At 41.4% G+C, this 15,217-nt stretch carries 10 protein-coding genes; 6 read left to right on the top strand and 4 right to left on the bottom strand.

All coding sequences use genetic code 11. The annotated features are described in order from the left end of the window. Entirely contained in the window at nt 1-1,050 is a 1,050-nt protein-coding gene (locus CWB75_RS02235) for a formimidoylglutamase (protein ID WP_138569782.1), read from the top strand. Between the two features lie 7 nt (nt 1,051-1,057). Here the strand turns inward: CWB75_RS02235 and CWB75_RS02230 are convergent, their stop codons facing one another. After that, entirely contained in the window at nt 1,058-2,782 is a 1,725-nt protein-coding gene (locus tag CWB75_RS02230) for a GGDEF domain-containing phosphodiesterase (RefSeq protein ID WP_010390400.1), read from the bottom strand. Between the two features lie 57 nt (nt 2,783-2,839). Then, nucleotides 2,840-4,087: an imidazolonepropionase gene (gene hutI, locus CWB75_RS02225; RefSeq protein ID WP_075169491.1), complete on the bottom strand. Its 1,248-nt coding sequence runs from the start codon at nt 4,085-4,087 to the stop codon at nt 2,840-2,842. 110 nt (nt 4,088-4,197) lie between these two features. Between hutI and hutC the strand changes: the two genes are divergently transcribed. The 3 genes from hutC to hutH are packed head-to-tail and all read left to right on the top strand — an operon-like array spanning nt 4,198 to nt 8,153. Beyond that, nucleotides 4,198-4,926 carry a histidine utilization transcriptional repressor HutC gene (hutC, locus tag CWB75_RS02220; RefSeq protein ID WP_010390397.1) on the top strand — a complete coding sequence of 243 codons (729 nt, stop codon included), beginning with the start codon at nt 4,198-4,200 and terminating at the stop codon, nt 4,924-4,926. An 18-nt stretch (nt 4,927-4,944) separates the two neighbouring features. Beyond that, nucleotides 4,945-6,624 (top strand): urocanate hydratase, encoded by a 1,680-nt coding sequence (gene hutU, locus CWB75_RS02215; protein ID WP_138569781.1) that lies wholly within the window; start codon nt 4,945-4,947, stop codon nt 6,622-6,624. Next, nucleotides 6,621-8,153 carry a histidine ammonia-lyase gene (hutH, locus tag CWB75_RS02210; protein ID WP_138569780.1) on the top strand — a complete coding sequence of 511 codons (1,533 nt, stop codon included), beginning with the start codon at nt 6,621-6,623 and terminating at the stop codon, nt 8,151-8,153. Before hutU ends, hutH begins: the two co-directional genes overlap by 4 nt. A 195-nt stretch (nt 8,154-8,348) precedes the next feature. On the opposite strand, the gene CWB75_RS02205 is transcribed toward hutH, so the two are convergent. Beyond that, complete coding sequence (locus CWB75_RS02205) at nt 8,349-9,119, bottom strand: Rossmann-fold NAD(P)-binding domain-containing protein (protein WP_109875465.1); 771 nt, start codon at nt 9,117-9,119, stop codon at nt 8,349-8,351. 608 nt (nt 9,120-9,727) lie between these two features. Here CWB75_RS02205 and secA point away from each other — a divergent pair. Further along, on the top strand, nt 9,728-12,436 hold the full coding sequence (gene secA / locus CWB75_RS02200) for a preprotein translocase subunit SecA (protein ID WP_010390391.1): 2,709 nt from the start codon (nt 9,728-9,730) through the stop codon (nt 12,434-12,436). A gap of 70 nt (nt 12,437-12,506) precedes the next feature. Continuing rightward, a complete protein-coding gene (mutT, locus tag CWB75_RS02195; protein WP_010390390.1) occupies nt 12,507-12,905 on the top strand; it encodes an 8-oxo-dGTP diphosphatase MutT in 399 nt (132 codons plus the stop codon). Between the two features lie 81 nt (nt 12,906-12,986). Here mutT and CWB75_RS02190 read toward each other — a convergent pair whose 3' ends face one another. Beyond that, nucleotides 12,987-15,059, bottom strand: a complete 2,073-nt coding sequence (locus CWB75_RS02190) for a M13 family metallopeptidase (RefSeq protein WP_138569779.1) — start codon at nt 15,057-15,059, stop codon at nt 12,987-12,989. Nucleotides 15,060-15,217 lie beyond the last annotated feature (158 nt).

Below are 15,217 nucleotides of genomic sequence, written 5' to 3'. Positions count from 1 at the left end.
GTGACTGTTCAGCTTAAAATATATAACGAAAGCACGGTAAAGGAAATTTGCTCTGACCGTGCTGGAGAGCTAAAAGCATGGCAGTCGATGGCATTACTCGATGCCCGCGACAATATCCAACAAGCGCTTGCTGATGCCGTACAATTTGGTATGCGCTTTGTCTTACTCGGCATATGTGAAGACATTGGACCGAGAGCCAACCTAGGAAAAGGCGGTGCACAGTATGCTTGGCCTGCTTTTTTACAACGGTTTTTAAACCAACCTCACAATAATGCCATCGCTATGCAAAAAGTGTTACTGCTTGGCGAAGTTAACCTCGACGATTTAATGCAACAAGCCCAAACGCTTGATAATCATAATCCAAACGACTTAGCTCAATTGCGTAAGCTGTGCGCTGAAGTAGATGAGCGAGTTGAAGCAATTTTAGACATGGTTTTTAAAGCGGGCCTTGAACCTATTATTATTGGCGGCGGACACAATAACTGTTTGGGTATTATTCGCTCGCTTGCCAAACATAGCCACAGCGCAATTAACGCGATTAATTTAGATCCTCATGCCGACTTTCGTGAGTGTGAAGGTAGGCACAGTGGTAATGGGTTTCGCTACGCTTACCAAGAGCAGCTGCTCAAGAATTACCATGTTATTGGCTTACATGAGCTAAAAAACAATCAGCCTATTTTTGATGCTATGCAGAGCGCTAACTTTAGCTACACAAGCTATCAAACAATTAATGTGAAGCGAGAAATAAACTTAACAGAAGCAACCACCCATGCACTCCAAAGGTTTGATAACGCACCGCTAGGGGTAGAAGTTGATTTAGATAGCTTAACCAATATGCCTGCAAGTGCCTTTAATTACTGTGGTTTTGATGTCAGCGATGGTGAGCATTATGTTTACTTAGCTGCAAATGATCCGCGCAGTGCTTATTTACACTTATGCGAAGCAGCACCTTCACAACACCCTCATTCTATAACTGCAGGTAAATTACAGTGTGGCCAAGTGATCAGTGCTTTAGTTAATACCTATTTACAAACAAAACTAAGCATTTAAAACACACTTAAAGTTCTTGTGCTTCTAACCATTGCTTAAACCAACTCATTAATCCTAAACTGCTCAATGGGTGTCCAAAATAGTATCCCTGTGAAGCATAGGCTTTTAGACTTTTTACAAACTTTAGTTGATCGAGTGTTTCAACACCTTCAAAAATAACTTTCGTCTGTTGCTGGTTATGCATTTCAACCATGCCACCTACTAAACTACGTATATTATTTTGATTACTAAAGTCTGCAGTTAATGCTGGCGATACTTTAATATATTCCACCGCTAAACTAGGTAACTTAGAAAGTAATACAGGGTTATCACCTAAACCATCAACACACACTTTTAAACCTAAACTATTAAGCCTTGCAATCATGGCTCTGCCTTTATCATCTAAGCTAGTAAAAATATGTAGCGGACATTCTAAAATTAAATCACCAGGCCTGAGTTGATGCTCACCAATAACCCCATAAACAAAATCCACAAACTCTTCGTTGAGCATTTCCGGGCCAAATAAATTAACACTTAAAGGTACCGACATTCCTTCCATACGAAGTGCCATGGCAAGCTCTCCAGCACGTTCAATAACAAAGGTAGCGAGTGAGTAACCAAGCCCTGCGATTCTAATATCATTTATAAATCGACTCGCCGACAAAGTCCCTTGAGTTGGATGCTGCCAACGTAATAGCAATTCTAAAAATTCGATTTGGCCATCACTATTTCGAATCACAGGTTGAAAAAACAGTTCAAACTCATCAGCAAAACTGATATTCGCCAGCTCAGTTAATCGCGCTTGCTGCTCTAAGTGCTCAACCGTCATCTGCTGATGATAAGCCACTATTTGTTTATCAGGTCGGCTATCAAGTGCCAAGTAAGCATGACTAATTAACTCATCAAAGCTACTGCTTTGCTGCTCACAATGTACATAACTGGCTCTTACTTTTACTTCAATCGTACAATTAGCTACATTGAATGGCTTTAAAGTCGCGCCAATAATTTGCTTTATAAGCTGTTGATGTAAATGATTATGGCTTTGTAAATCACAAATAAATGCAAAGTTTAACCCACCCAAATGCGCTAACTTAGCCTGCTCGTCAAGATAAAACACTTCATCACTATTTAATAAGTCTTTTATTCTATTTGCCGACTGAGACAAGAGTAAATCACCAAAATCTCGGCCAATGTGTTGATTAACCTGCGCAAAGCCCTCCAATCTTAAAACAATAAGTGCAGCTCTGAATGAATCTTCATTAATAAGCTCATTATATTTTTGACGTAACTGTTGTTTATCAGGGAAGCTAGTTAAAGGTGAGTTTTCAACATACACCTCAGGGTCGGTTTGCGGCTTTAAGGGTGGAGCAATCTGTGGTGCATTATCCATTGAAAAGCTACTGCTACTGAGCAGTAAAATTGGAATAAGTAACCACGCTAAATGTAGCGTAAAAAAGAGGTAACCAATAAATAATAAAGCAAGTAACCCTGTTGCACAGGCACTAACAAGTAATGGGAGTTTTTGCTTTAGTAAATTCGCTTGATATAAATGAAAACCAAACCCCAGAGCCAATAACACAACAAACCAAGGAATGGCAGTACTAACCATAGCTAAACCAATCAGCCCGGTGCATAAAAGGATGAGTCTTATTACGTTACTTTTAACGGTTAACAATACAGCAACCATTGCCATTAAAAGCGCACCACTTAAAAATATAGCTAAATTACTGTAGCTCAATAACGTTCCATCCATAGCTGAGGTACTCACTGACATTAAATAAAACATGGGTTTAAGAGTTAAGTCTTATAATTAGCTAAGTTTACCCAATATCCATAAATTTAACAGTTTATTTACTCCAAACTGATAACTTAATTGTGCTGGATGCTCAATTTGCCAATGTGCTATATCAGCGCGAGCACCTACTTTTAATACGCCTCTATCAGTAAAACCAAGAGCCTGAGCTCCGTGTGCAGTGACTCCCATTAATGCTTGCTCTGGAGTAAAATTAAATAATGTACAAGCCATATTCATCATTAATTGCAAAGAACATAACGGTGATGTGCCGGGGTTAAAATCACTGGCAATTGCGATGGGAACCTTGTATTTATTTAACAGTTCAATCGGAGGGTATTTCGTTTCTTTTAAAAAATAAAAAGCACCGGGCAGTAATACCGCCACAGTACCTGCATTTGCCATAGCTTTAACACCGGCTTCATCAAGATATTCCAAATGATCGGCCGACAAACCATTGTATTGCGCCACCAGCGCAGCACCTTGTTGATTGGATAACTGCTCAGCATGACACTTAATTGCTAACCCCAGCTTTTTAGCCGCATCAAATACTCGCTGCGTTTGCGCATAACTAAAGCCAATATCCTCACAAAACACGTCAACCGCATCGACTAAATCATGTTCAACAAGTGTGTTGAGCATTTCATTACACACTAAACTTATATAATCATCACTGCGATTTTTAAACTCTAAAGGCAATGCATGCGCGCCTAAAAAGGTATTAATGACTTCAATAGGATGATGTTGATTTAAAAGCCTAGCGACTTCTAATATTTTTTTTTCATTTTCTATATCAAGCCCATACCCTGACTTAATTTCTACCGTAGTGACACCTTCAGCTAGCAGTGCATTTAAACGATCTTTTGCTGCTACAAATAATTGTTCGTGGTCAGCCTCTCGGGTTGCTTTAACTGTACTTGCAATCCCCCCCCCTTGCGCGGCAATTTGCTGATAACTTACCCCCTGTAAACGCTGCTCAAACTCCTGTGCACGAGAACCGGCAAACACTAAGTGAGTATGGCAATCCACTAAACCCGGGGTTAACCACTGTCCTTTGATACTTACTACCGGAGTGGCTAATACATCAAAGTCAGGCAACTCAGTTTGCTTACCTAACCATGCTATTTTGCCATTTTTAATTGCTAAAGCCGCATTTTCTATCGCTCCATAAGGCGCATCAATGTTGCTATCCATAGTGGCAATATTGGCATCGGTGAGTAATAAATCGATATCATTTAACTGTTCTGTGGATTCTGTAGCTTGCATAAGTCTCTCCGCGATAGTGTTCAAACGAGTTTAAAAACACACCTTGTATATACAAGATGATTATGCCATCTTACTAGGTATTGTTTATTTTTAATATACTAAAAATATTTATGCCAGCACCTAAGTTTACGCAAATAAAACAATTTATTGTGGACAAAATACGCAGTGGGCTTTGGCTTGAAAACCAACGTGTCCCTTCAGAAAATGAACTAGCAAAACAATTTACAGTAAGCAGAATGACCGCACGTCGGGCACTTAGTGAACTCACTGATGCGGGCATTTTAACCCGTAGCCAAGGCCTAGGAACGTTTGTAGCAAGCTTCAAGTCTCAGTCGTCATTACTTGAAATAAAAAACATCGCCAATGAAGTAAAAGAGCGAAACGGAAACTACAGCTGCACAGTGCAAGTATTAGAATCGATTAATGCCGTCGCGCCAATTGCAATTGCTTTAGGTGTAGAGGTAGATAGCGTGGTGTATCGCAGTGTCATTATTCATAATGAAAACGACAGTCCCTTGCAAGTAGAGGAGCGCTTTGTAAATCCACCCCTTGCAAAAGATTATTTACAACAAGATTTTACCGCACTTACCCCGCACGAATATCTCTCAACTGTTGCCCCTTTAACGCAAGCGAGGCATACGGTAGAGGCTATTACGCCAAACAGTGAAATGTGCCAATGGCTTAATTTATATAACGAAGAGCCCTGTTTACAAGTAATACGCCGTACTTGGTCGGTAAACGGAATTGTTAGTTTTGCACGACTTATATCGCCAGGCAGTAAGTATCGCTTGGGCGGACAATTAACATTTAAAAACAATAATAAAGCGCATAACACTTAAATTTAACAGGAGTGAATAATGGATCATCGACTGGACACACAACGCACAATTCGCGCACAGCATGGTAATCAAATATCTACTAAAAGCTGGCAAACCGAAGCAGCTAAACGCATGCTAATGAATAATTTAGACCCTGATGTTGCCGAGCACCCTCAAGCTTTGGTGGTGTATGGCGGAATTGGCCGTGCTGCCCGTGACTGGCCAAGCTACGACAAAATAATTGAGACGCTTGAGCGCCTTGACGATGACGAAACCCTATTAGTGCAATCAGGTAAACCGGTGGGGGTATTTAAAACTCATAGCAACGCACCGCGGGTATTAATTGCAAATTCTAACCTTGTTCCGCACTGGGCTAACTGGGAACATTTTAACGAGTTAGATAAAAAAGGCTTGATGATGTACGGCCAAATGACCGCTGGCTCTTGGATTTATATCGGTTCTCAAGGGATTGTTCAAGGCACTTACGAAACCTTTGTAGCTATGGCAAAACAACATTTTTCAGGCGATGCCAAAGGTAAGTGGGTGCTAACAGGTGGCCTAGGAGGAATGGGCGGTGCACAACCATTAGCAGCAACCATGGCAGGCTTTAGTGCCTTAGTAGTGGAATGTGATGAAAGCCGGATCGATTTTCGAATAAAAACAGGGTACGTCGACGTAAAAGCCACAGATCTTGAGCATGCATTAAAATTAATAACCGATGCCTGTGTCAAAGGTGAAGCGCTTTCTGTGGGTTTACTTGGTAACGCGGCTGATGTTTTTAGTACCTTAGTAAAAAGTGGTATTACTCCCGATATAGTCACCGATCAAACCTCAGCCCATGATCCGCTTAACGGCTATCTACCACAAGGTTGGAGTATGGAGCATGCAGCAAAAATGCGAATCGATAATCCACAAGCAGTGGTCAAAGCGGCCAAACAGTCAATGGCAGTTCAAGTAACAGCGATGTTGGCACTACAAGATGCAGGCGCAGCAACTACCGACTATGGCAACAATATTCGTCAAATGGCGCTCGAAGAAGGCGTAGCAAATGCATTTGATTTCCCTGGGTTTGTACCTGCTTATATTCGTCCATTATTTTGTGAAGGTATTGGCCCATTTAGATGGGTAGCACTCTCAGGCGATCCCGAAGATATTTATAAAACAGACGCAAAAGTAAAAGAGCTCATTCCTGATGATAAGCATTTGCATAACTGGCTTGATATGGCGCGTGAGCGAATTCAATTTCAAGGCTTACCTGCACGTATTTGTTGGGTTGGCTTAAAAGACCGAGCGCGTCTAGCGGTTGCCTTTAATGAAATGGTTAAAAACGGTGAGCTTAAAGCACCGGTAGTTATTGGCCGCGATCATCTTGACTCAGGCTCAGTAGCTAGTCCTAATCGTGAAACAGAGAGCATGCAAGATGGCTCCGATGCTGTCTCTGATTGGCCTTTATTAAATGCCCTGCTCAATACCGCAGGCGGTGCTACTTGGGTATCGCTTCATCATGGCGGTGGTGTAGGTATGGGCTTTAGCCAGCATTCAGGTGTGGTTATTGTTGCCGATGGTACCGATGAAGCAGAGCAACGCCTTGCAAGAGTGCTTTGGAATGATCCTGCTACCGGTGTGATGCGCCATGCCGATGCCGGTTATGACATTGCAAAAAATTGTGCACAACAACAAAACCTAGACCTACCTATGCTTAACAAGGATAAGTCATGATTTCATACACACTTACACCGGGTCAGCTTGAATTACATACCTTAAGAAAAATTAATCAATCGGCCGTAGATTTAACTTTGGCAACTGAAGCCGCTACACAAATAGCAGCCAGTGCCCAGACCGTTCAAGACGTAATAAACGAGCAGCGTACTGTATATGGTATTAATACCGGCTTTGGTTTATTAGCCAATACAAAAATAGCGAATGATGAGCTAGAACTATTACAACGCAGTATTGTGCTTTCACACGCTGCGGGCATTGGCGAGTTAATGGATGACAGCACAGTCAGATTAATGATCACCCTAAAAGTAAACTCTTTATCACGGGGTTATTCTGGTATTCGTCTAGCTGTAATTGAGTTTTTTATACAGCTACTTAGAAATGAAGTGTATCCATGCGTGCCTAAAAAAGGCTCAGTGGGCGCATCGGGCGATTTAGCCCCCCTTGCTCATATGTGCCTGCCTTTATTAGGTGAAGGGAAAATGCGCTATCAAGGAGAGCTAATAAGCGCAGAGCAGGGGCTAAAAATTGCAGGGCTTGAGCCACTGACATTAGCTGCGAAAGAAGGCTTAGCACTACTAAATGGCACACAGGCCTCTACTGCATTCGCACTGCAGGGCTTATTTAGAGCAGAAGATTTGTACGCACAAAGCTGTGTTATTGGCTCTATAAGTATTGAGGCCGCCATGGGCAGTCGCGCACCGTTTGATGCTCGTATTCATGAGGTTCGTGGTCAAAAAGGGCAAATTGATACCGCGCACGTATTTAGAGAGCTATTAAGCACCCACTCACAAATTAGTGACTCACATATTAATTGTGAAAAAGTACAAGACCCTTATTGCCTGCGCTGCCAACCGCAAGTACTTGGTGCGTGTTTAACCCAAATACGCCAAGCCGCCGAAGTATTACTGTGTGAATCAAACGGGGTAACCGATAACCCACTCGTTTTTGCCGATGTGGGGGATATTATTTCAGGTGGAAACTTTCATGCTGAGCCCGTTGCTATGGCCGCTGATAACCTTGCAATTGCCATTGCCGAAATTGGCGCCTTAGCTGAGCGACGTATTGCCCTACTGATTGACTCTAATTTATCAAAATTGCCGCCATTTTTAGTTGAAAACGGTGGGGTAAATTCAGGGTTTATGATTGCTCAAGTAACCGCAGCTGCGCTCGCCTCTGAGAACAAGTCACTAGCACACCCAGCTTCGGTAGACAGCTTACCGACCTCAGCTAATCAAGAAGACCATGTCTCTATGGCAACTTTTGCTGCTAGGCGCTTAGTTGATATGGCTAATAATACGCAAGGCGTGTTAGCCGTTGAGTGGCTAAGTGCTTCTCAAGGGCTAGAGTTTAGAAAGCCGCTACATGCGTGTGAACAGGTGGAGCATGCTAAGGCGCTGCTACGCCAACATGTTAGCTATTACGACAAAGACCGCTACTTTGCCCCCGATATTGAAGCGGCCAACAGACTACTAAGTGAAGGTAAGTTGTGCGACTTTATAAAAAATTCGCCCTTACCTTCTTATTAAATAGCCTGAACTCTGGTTAAGAGATTTACTAACGTATTGAATCAATATGATATTTATGTTTATTTTCTCTAGCCAGAGATTTCCAGTGAAAACAAGGCGGAATTACGCGTCGAAAGCTCGCCTATTGCAAGTAAATTCAACGCAGTTAGCACTGAAAATAGCTGCTTGAGATAGATTTATTATTCAGAGTTCAGGTTAAATACCATACTGATAACTAAAACCCAGCGCTTCTATCGCTGAGCCAATAACTTTGCGCTCAGCGACTTCATCACTACTAAAACTGGGCATTTGTGTGCCATACAGCTCACACTTTTGTGCATAATAATCTGCTTTGCTCGGGTGCGCAGGGTTAACTACATTATAAATGCTTTGCCCTTGTGACCAATTGTTAAGTACCGCATAAATGGCATTGATCACATCTTGTTGATGCACCATGTTCACCACTTGCTGACTAGAGGTGTTGAGCTCCTTACCTGCCACAAAACGACCCGGCTCTCTGTTTGGCCCCAACAATCCGGCTAATCTTAGAACTTTACCTTGCTGTTCAAGTACTTGCTCTTCAGCATCATAGAGCTTTATTTGTCGCTCGTTAGTGCCAGATATATCGCTACTTTCACTATAAACTCCAGGCTCTTGATCATACACCCCAGTCGATGAGCATAATAAAAAACCTTTGCAATTAAGTTCAGTTGCCAGCTTTAACCCCTGCTCCAGCACTTGAGAATAATCACTTTCGCTGTCACGACTGCGCGGAGGTATAGCACACACCCAGTACGCGTTTTGTAAATCCACTTGGTGCTGCAGCTCGCCGTTTTGTAGAACAAACTGACGCTCAAAATCAAATTGATGAGTGTCACTACGATGAGTTCCTTGCACTTGCCAACCTTGTTTTTGTGCATCAATACATAAGGCTTGGCCAAGCCAACCAGCGCCAAGGACTACTAAGTTATCTTTGTTGGTTTGCACTTTATTACCCTTTTATTAAACTCAATCAACGTGTTATATAGCAATAAAAAAGATGACTAACTCTATGCTACTAAAAATAATATTAGCAAACGCTGGTTACAGAAGATATTAACATACACCTTTTTTACGATTAACAACCTCTTTAATGATAAAGCTTCCGTGCATACACATCTGCCGATAAACCGCATGACTTAAGTGACCTACCGAGATTAATTAATAAAATTATTGCTCAATTTAAGGATTAAAAAACGATAGCGACAAACAAGGCATTTAAGGGTGAAATTTAAGCGCTTTGCTCTTGTTTTTAATTTATTCAACACCATATCTTTAAAGCATTTCTAATCAACTTTAGCTACATAATGCTATTTTTATGAGCGAGATCTCATTTTTCTGTTTTAAATGAAGATCTTTTTATTGAGGTAGTTTGATGTTTAGCAGAGTCTGGTATAGTAGCGCAGGTAATAAACAGTGCTTTTTAAGCAGCTTAATACAAAATTGCTAATTAATGTGTCCTAAAGGTTAATTCAAAGAATACATTAATTATCAATTGTAAAAAATGGGTTAGCCGATGCACGGCTAGCAAAAAAACACATTGTAACGGTTTTATCATGATATCTAATTTATTTACCAAGATTTTTGGTAGTCGCAATGACCGCACTATTAAAAACCTAAGAAAGACGGTCGCACTGATCAATGCACTTGAAACGCAACTAGAAGCGCTTTCAGATGAAGATTTAAAAGCTAAAACAGCTGAGTTTAGAGAACGTTACGATAACGGACAAAGCCTAAGCGATATTCTACCAGAAGCATTTGCTGTGGTACGTGAGGCGTCAAAGCGTGTAAACGGTATGCGTCACTTCGACGTGCAATTATTAGGTGGTATGGTTTTACAACAAGGCCGTATTGCAGAAATGCGTACTGGTGAAGGTAAAACCCTAACCGCGACACTTCCAGCATATTTAAATGGCTTAACAGGTAAAGGCGTTCATGTCATTACCGTAAATGACTACTTGGCTAAGCGTGATGCTGAAACCAACCGTCCACTATTTGAGTTTTTAGGCTTAACCGTTGGTTGTAATGTTCCGGGCATGATGCCACAACAGAAAAAACAAGCTTATGCAGCTGACATCACTTACGGTACCAATAACGAGTTTGGTTTTGACTACCTACGTGACAACATGGCATTTAGCATTGATGAGCGCGTTCAACGCCCATTATTTTATGCCGTAGTGGATGAAGTGGATTCAATCCTAATTGATGAAGCGCGAACGCCGCTTATTATTTCAGGCCCAGCTGAAGACAGCTCAGAGCTTTACACTGAAATAAATACCATTGTTCCTTTACTTGAACTACAAGAAAAAGAAGATGAGGAAGGGATTGAAGGTGATGGCGATTTCACTATCGATGAAAAATCTAAGCAAGTTCACCTAACTGAGCGTGGGCAAATAAAAGTTGAAGAGCTACTTACAGAGCGCGGCTTAATTGAAGAAGGTGATTCACTGTACTCAGCAGCGAGCATTACGCTACTCAGTCACGTTTATGCAGCTCTTCGTGCGCACAAGCTTTACCAAAAAGATGTTGACTACGTTATTAAAGAAAACGAAGTTATCATTATTGATGAGCACACAGGTCGCTCTATGGAAGGACGCCGTTGGTCAGAAGGTTTACACCAAGCTGTAGAAGCAAAAGAAGGTGTGAAAATTCAAAACGAGAACCAAACGTTAGCTTCTATTACGTTCCAAAATTACTTCCGCTTGTACGAAACGCTAGCAGGTATGACAGGCACAGCCGATACAGAAGCGTTTGAGTTTCAGTCTATCTACGGTTTAGACACAGTTGTTATGCCAACCAATAAGCCAATGATCCGTGATGATCGCGCAGATTTGGTGTACCTAACGCAAGAAGAAAAGTACGAAGCCATTTTAGCAGACATTAAAGACTGTCAAGAACGTGGTCAGCCAGTACTTGTAGGTACTATCTCAATTGAAAGCTCTGAGTACTTGTCGCAGTTTTTACGCAAAGAAAAAATTAAGCACAACGTACTTAATGCTAAATTCCACGCACAAGAAGCAGATATTGTTTCTGATGCGGGCTTACCAGGCACAGTCACCATTGCCACCAACATGGCCGGTCGTGGTACCGATATTGTACTGGGTGGTAATTGGAATAGTGAAGTTGAAAAACTTGAAAACCCAACTGACGAACAAATTGCCGAAATTAAAGCCGCATGGAAGATTCGCCATGACGCAGTAATTGATGCCGGCGGTTTACACATTATTGGTACAGAGCGTCATGAATCACGTCGTATTGATAACCAATTACGTGGTCGTTCTGGCCGTCAAGGTGATGCCGGTTCAAGCCGTTTCTACCTATCGATGGATGATGCGTTAATGCGTATTTTTGCCGGTGAGCGCATGACCAACATGATGCGTAAACTAGGTATGCAACGTGGCGAAGCCATTGAACACCCATGGGTTAACCGCGCAATCGAAAACGCCCAGCGTAAAGTAGAAGCACGTAACTTTGATGTGCGTAAACAGCTACTTGAGTACGATGATGTAGCAAACGATCAACGTCGTGTTGTTTACTCTCAACGTAACGAATTGCTTGAAGAAGGTGATATTTCAGAAACGATTACCGCTATCCGTGGTGATGTGCTCGCGGGTGTAATTGATCAATACATTGCCCCACAAAGCTTAGCTGAAATGTGGGATGTCCCAGGGCTTGAAGAGCGCTTAAAGCAAGATTTCCTAATTGAGTTACCAATTACTCAGTGGTTAGCTGATGACAATAAACTGTACGAAGAAAAACTTCGTGAGCGTATTGAAGAAGCGGTTGAACAAGCTTACAAGCAAAAAGAAGAAATGGTCGGCGATTCTGTACTTCGTCAGTTTGAAAAAGCCATTATGCTTCAAAGTCTTGACCAACATTGGAAAGACCACCTTGCTGCAATGGATCACTTACGCCAAGGTATTCACTTACGTGGTTACGCACAAAAGAATCCTAAGCAAGAATACAAACGTGAGTCGTTTGAGTTATTCTCTGAAATGCTAGAAAACTTAAAAGTCGATGTGGTCGGTATTTTAAGTAAAGTGCAAGTTCGCGCTGAAGAAGATGTTGAAAAAGTAGAAGAGCAACACCGTAAAAGTGAAAATGCCCCTCGCGAATATCAACATGAAGAAGCAGAACACGTAGGTGGTGAAGCACCGCAAAGCGCTCAGGTTATGGCGCGTAGCGAGCCAAAAGTTGGCCGTAACGATCCATGTCCATGTGGTTCAGGTCAAAAATACAAACAATGTTGTGGTAAATTAAAATAACACCACTTTGTTACGTTAGATAAAAAGCGACGCTTGCGTCGCTTTTTTTATGCTATTTAAGGGAGAGGTAATGACTAAAGTAATCATCAATGTTGCTGTGGGTGTAATTAAAAAAAATAACAATTTGTTTATTTGTAAACGTGCAGATGAGCAACATCAAGGTGGGTTATGGGAGTTTCCTGGTGGCAAAGTTGAAGCCGGAGAAAGTGTGTTTCAAGCCCTAAAACGTGAACTGCTAGAAGAAGTAGGGCTGACTATTCATAGTTCAAGCGAACTTATCATTATAGAGCATGACTATGGCGATAAATGCGTACGACTTAATGTGCATGTGGTCAGTAACTTTAATGGTCAAGCTCATGGCGCAGAAGGACAACCAAGCGAATGGGTCAGCATAGACGAACTTGATAACTATGATTTTCCTGCTGCTAATGTTGAGATAATCAGCGCCATAAAAACAAAATATAGCTAGTAAAAGTAACTAAAAAGCCAGTGAACATGATGCTCACTGGCTTTTTATTTTGCGATTAGTTTAAGCTAATTTTAGCTTAAATTACCAAATTTTTACGCGATCTTCAGGCTTGATATACATTTTATCGCCCTCTTTAACATCAAACGCTTGGTAAAATTCTGGCATGTTCGACAAAATACCAATTACGCGATAATGACTCGGTGAATGTGAATCCGTCATTAAACGATTACGTAATGCCTCATCACGGTATTTACGACGCCAAATTTGCGACCATCCCATAAAGAAGCGTTGGTCACCCGTATAACCTTCAATAATGGGCGCTTTCGAATCACCTAGCGATAACTGATACGCTTTATAAGCGACGGTTAAGCCGCCTAAATCACCAATGTTTTCACCCAGTGTCAGCTCACCATTAACGCTGGCATCTTCAAACGGTTTATATTGATTATACTGTGCAACTAGGGCAGCACTTCGCTGTTCAAACTGCTTAAGGTCTGACTCGCTCCACCAATTACGTAAATTGCCATCACCGTCGTATTTTGCCCCTTGGTCGTCAAAGCCATGGCCTAACTCATGGCCAATAACCGCACCAATAGCACCATAGTTAACAGCATCATCCGCTTCTAAATTAAAGAAAGGAGGCTGCAGAATCGCCGCAGGGAATACTATTTCGTTATTCACTGGATTGTAGTAAGCATTCACTGTTTGTGGAGTCATATGCCACTCAGATCGATCAACTGGCTTACCTAATTTAGCAATCATATCTGCATAAGCCCATTCACTGTAGCGAATATAGTTACCTACCAGTTCATCAGGGTTAATCGCTAAATCTGAGTAATCTTTCCATTTATCTGGGTAACCAATTTTAGGGGTAAACTTATTGAGTTTTTCTTGCGCCGCCACTTTTGTTTCAGGGCTCATCCACTCAAGGTTTTCAATTGCCACTGAATAGCCTTTAATCACATTATCAACTAACTCTTCCATACGTGCTTTTGCTTCTGGCGGGAAGTTTTCTTTAACGTAGACTTTACCTAAAATTTCACCCAGTACACTGTTTGATGCATCAACGGCTTGCTTCCAAAGTGGTGCTTGCTCTTCAACACCACGCAACGTGGTGCTGTAAAAATTAAACTTCAAATCCACTAAATCTTTATTAAGTAGCTGCGCGTAATTACTAACAAAATGGAATTTTAAATAGTTTTGCCAAACAGCTAAGTCAGTATTGTTGAAAATCTCTGCAAATTTTTCAAAGTAACTTGGTTGGCGCACAATTAACTCTTGAGCATCAACGCCAACTGCTTCGAAATAGGCATTTAAATCAAACTCACCCATTAGCGAGTTAGCTTCAGCTACCGTCATTTTATTGTATGACTTAGTTGCATCACGGCTTTGCACTCGGCTCCACTGTGCATCAGCAAGTGTCGTTTCAAGTGCTAATATCGCTTTGGCTGCATCAGCGGCATTATTAACGCCAGCTTTAGCTAAAATATCGGTGATATACGTTTGATAAGCCGCGCGAATTTTTGTGAATTTTTCATCATCTTTTAAATAGTAGTCGCGGTCAGGTAAACCAAGTCCCGCTTGATAGGCATAAAGCGCATTTTCACTTGAGTTTTTAGCGTCATTATTAACATACCAGCCAAAAGGAAGATCGCCACCTTTAACTTGTAGCTGTGCCATCAGTGTGACCAACGCGGCTTTATCTTTCACTGTATCAATGCTTTTAATAGCTGGCTCAAGTGGCAAAATACCTAACTCTTCACGAGCATTTTCAGCCATATAGCTAGAATAAAATGCACCAATCTTATATTCATCTGAACCTGGTTTTGCACTACTATTAGCACTGGCGTTTTCAAGCACTGTTTTCATTGCTTTTTGCGATTCATCATATAACTGTGAGAACGACCCATAGTTAGACTTGTCACCTGGAATCTCAGTTTTTGCTAACCATTGACCATTAACATGGTAATAAAAATCATCCTGTGCACGAACACTTTTATCCATATTTTGTAAATCAACACCTAGCGCACCAGGAGCCGCCACCGGTGCAGTTACTGTGGTTGATTCTGCTTTCATTTGTTGTGGCTGTTCGCCGCAGCCAACCAAACCTAACGCCAATGCAATACTGGCGGCAGTCATTGTTATTTTTTTCATAAGAATTCCGTATATTAATTAGAATAAATACGCATTTCATTAAGATTTGATAACTCAAAAAACAACAATAGGATGCAGTCTATTACCTGCTTAATGAAATACGCATCAGCTACAACCTAATTTAGGAAGCACTAGCTAAGCATAATAAACCTGATTTA

The sequence above is a fragment of the Pseudoalteromonas sp. S1608 genome (assembly GCF_005887265.1).
Taxonomy (GTDB): domain Bacteria; phylum Pseudomonadota; class Gammaproteobacteria; order Enterobacterales; family Alteromonadaceae; genus Pseudoalteromonas; species Pseudoalteromonas undina.
Note: the sequence above shows the minus strand (reverse complement) of the source record. Positions and strands in the feature narration are given on the sequence as shown.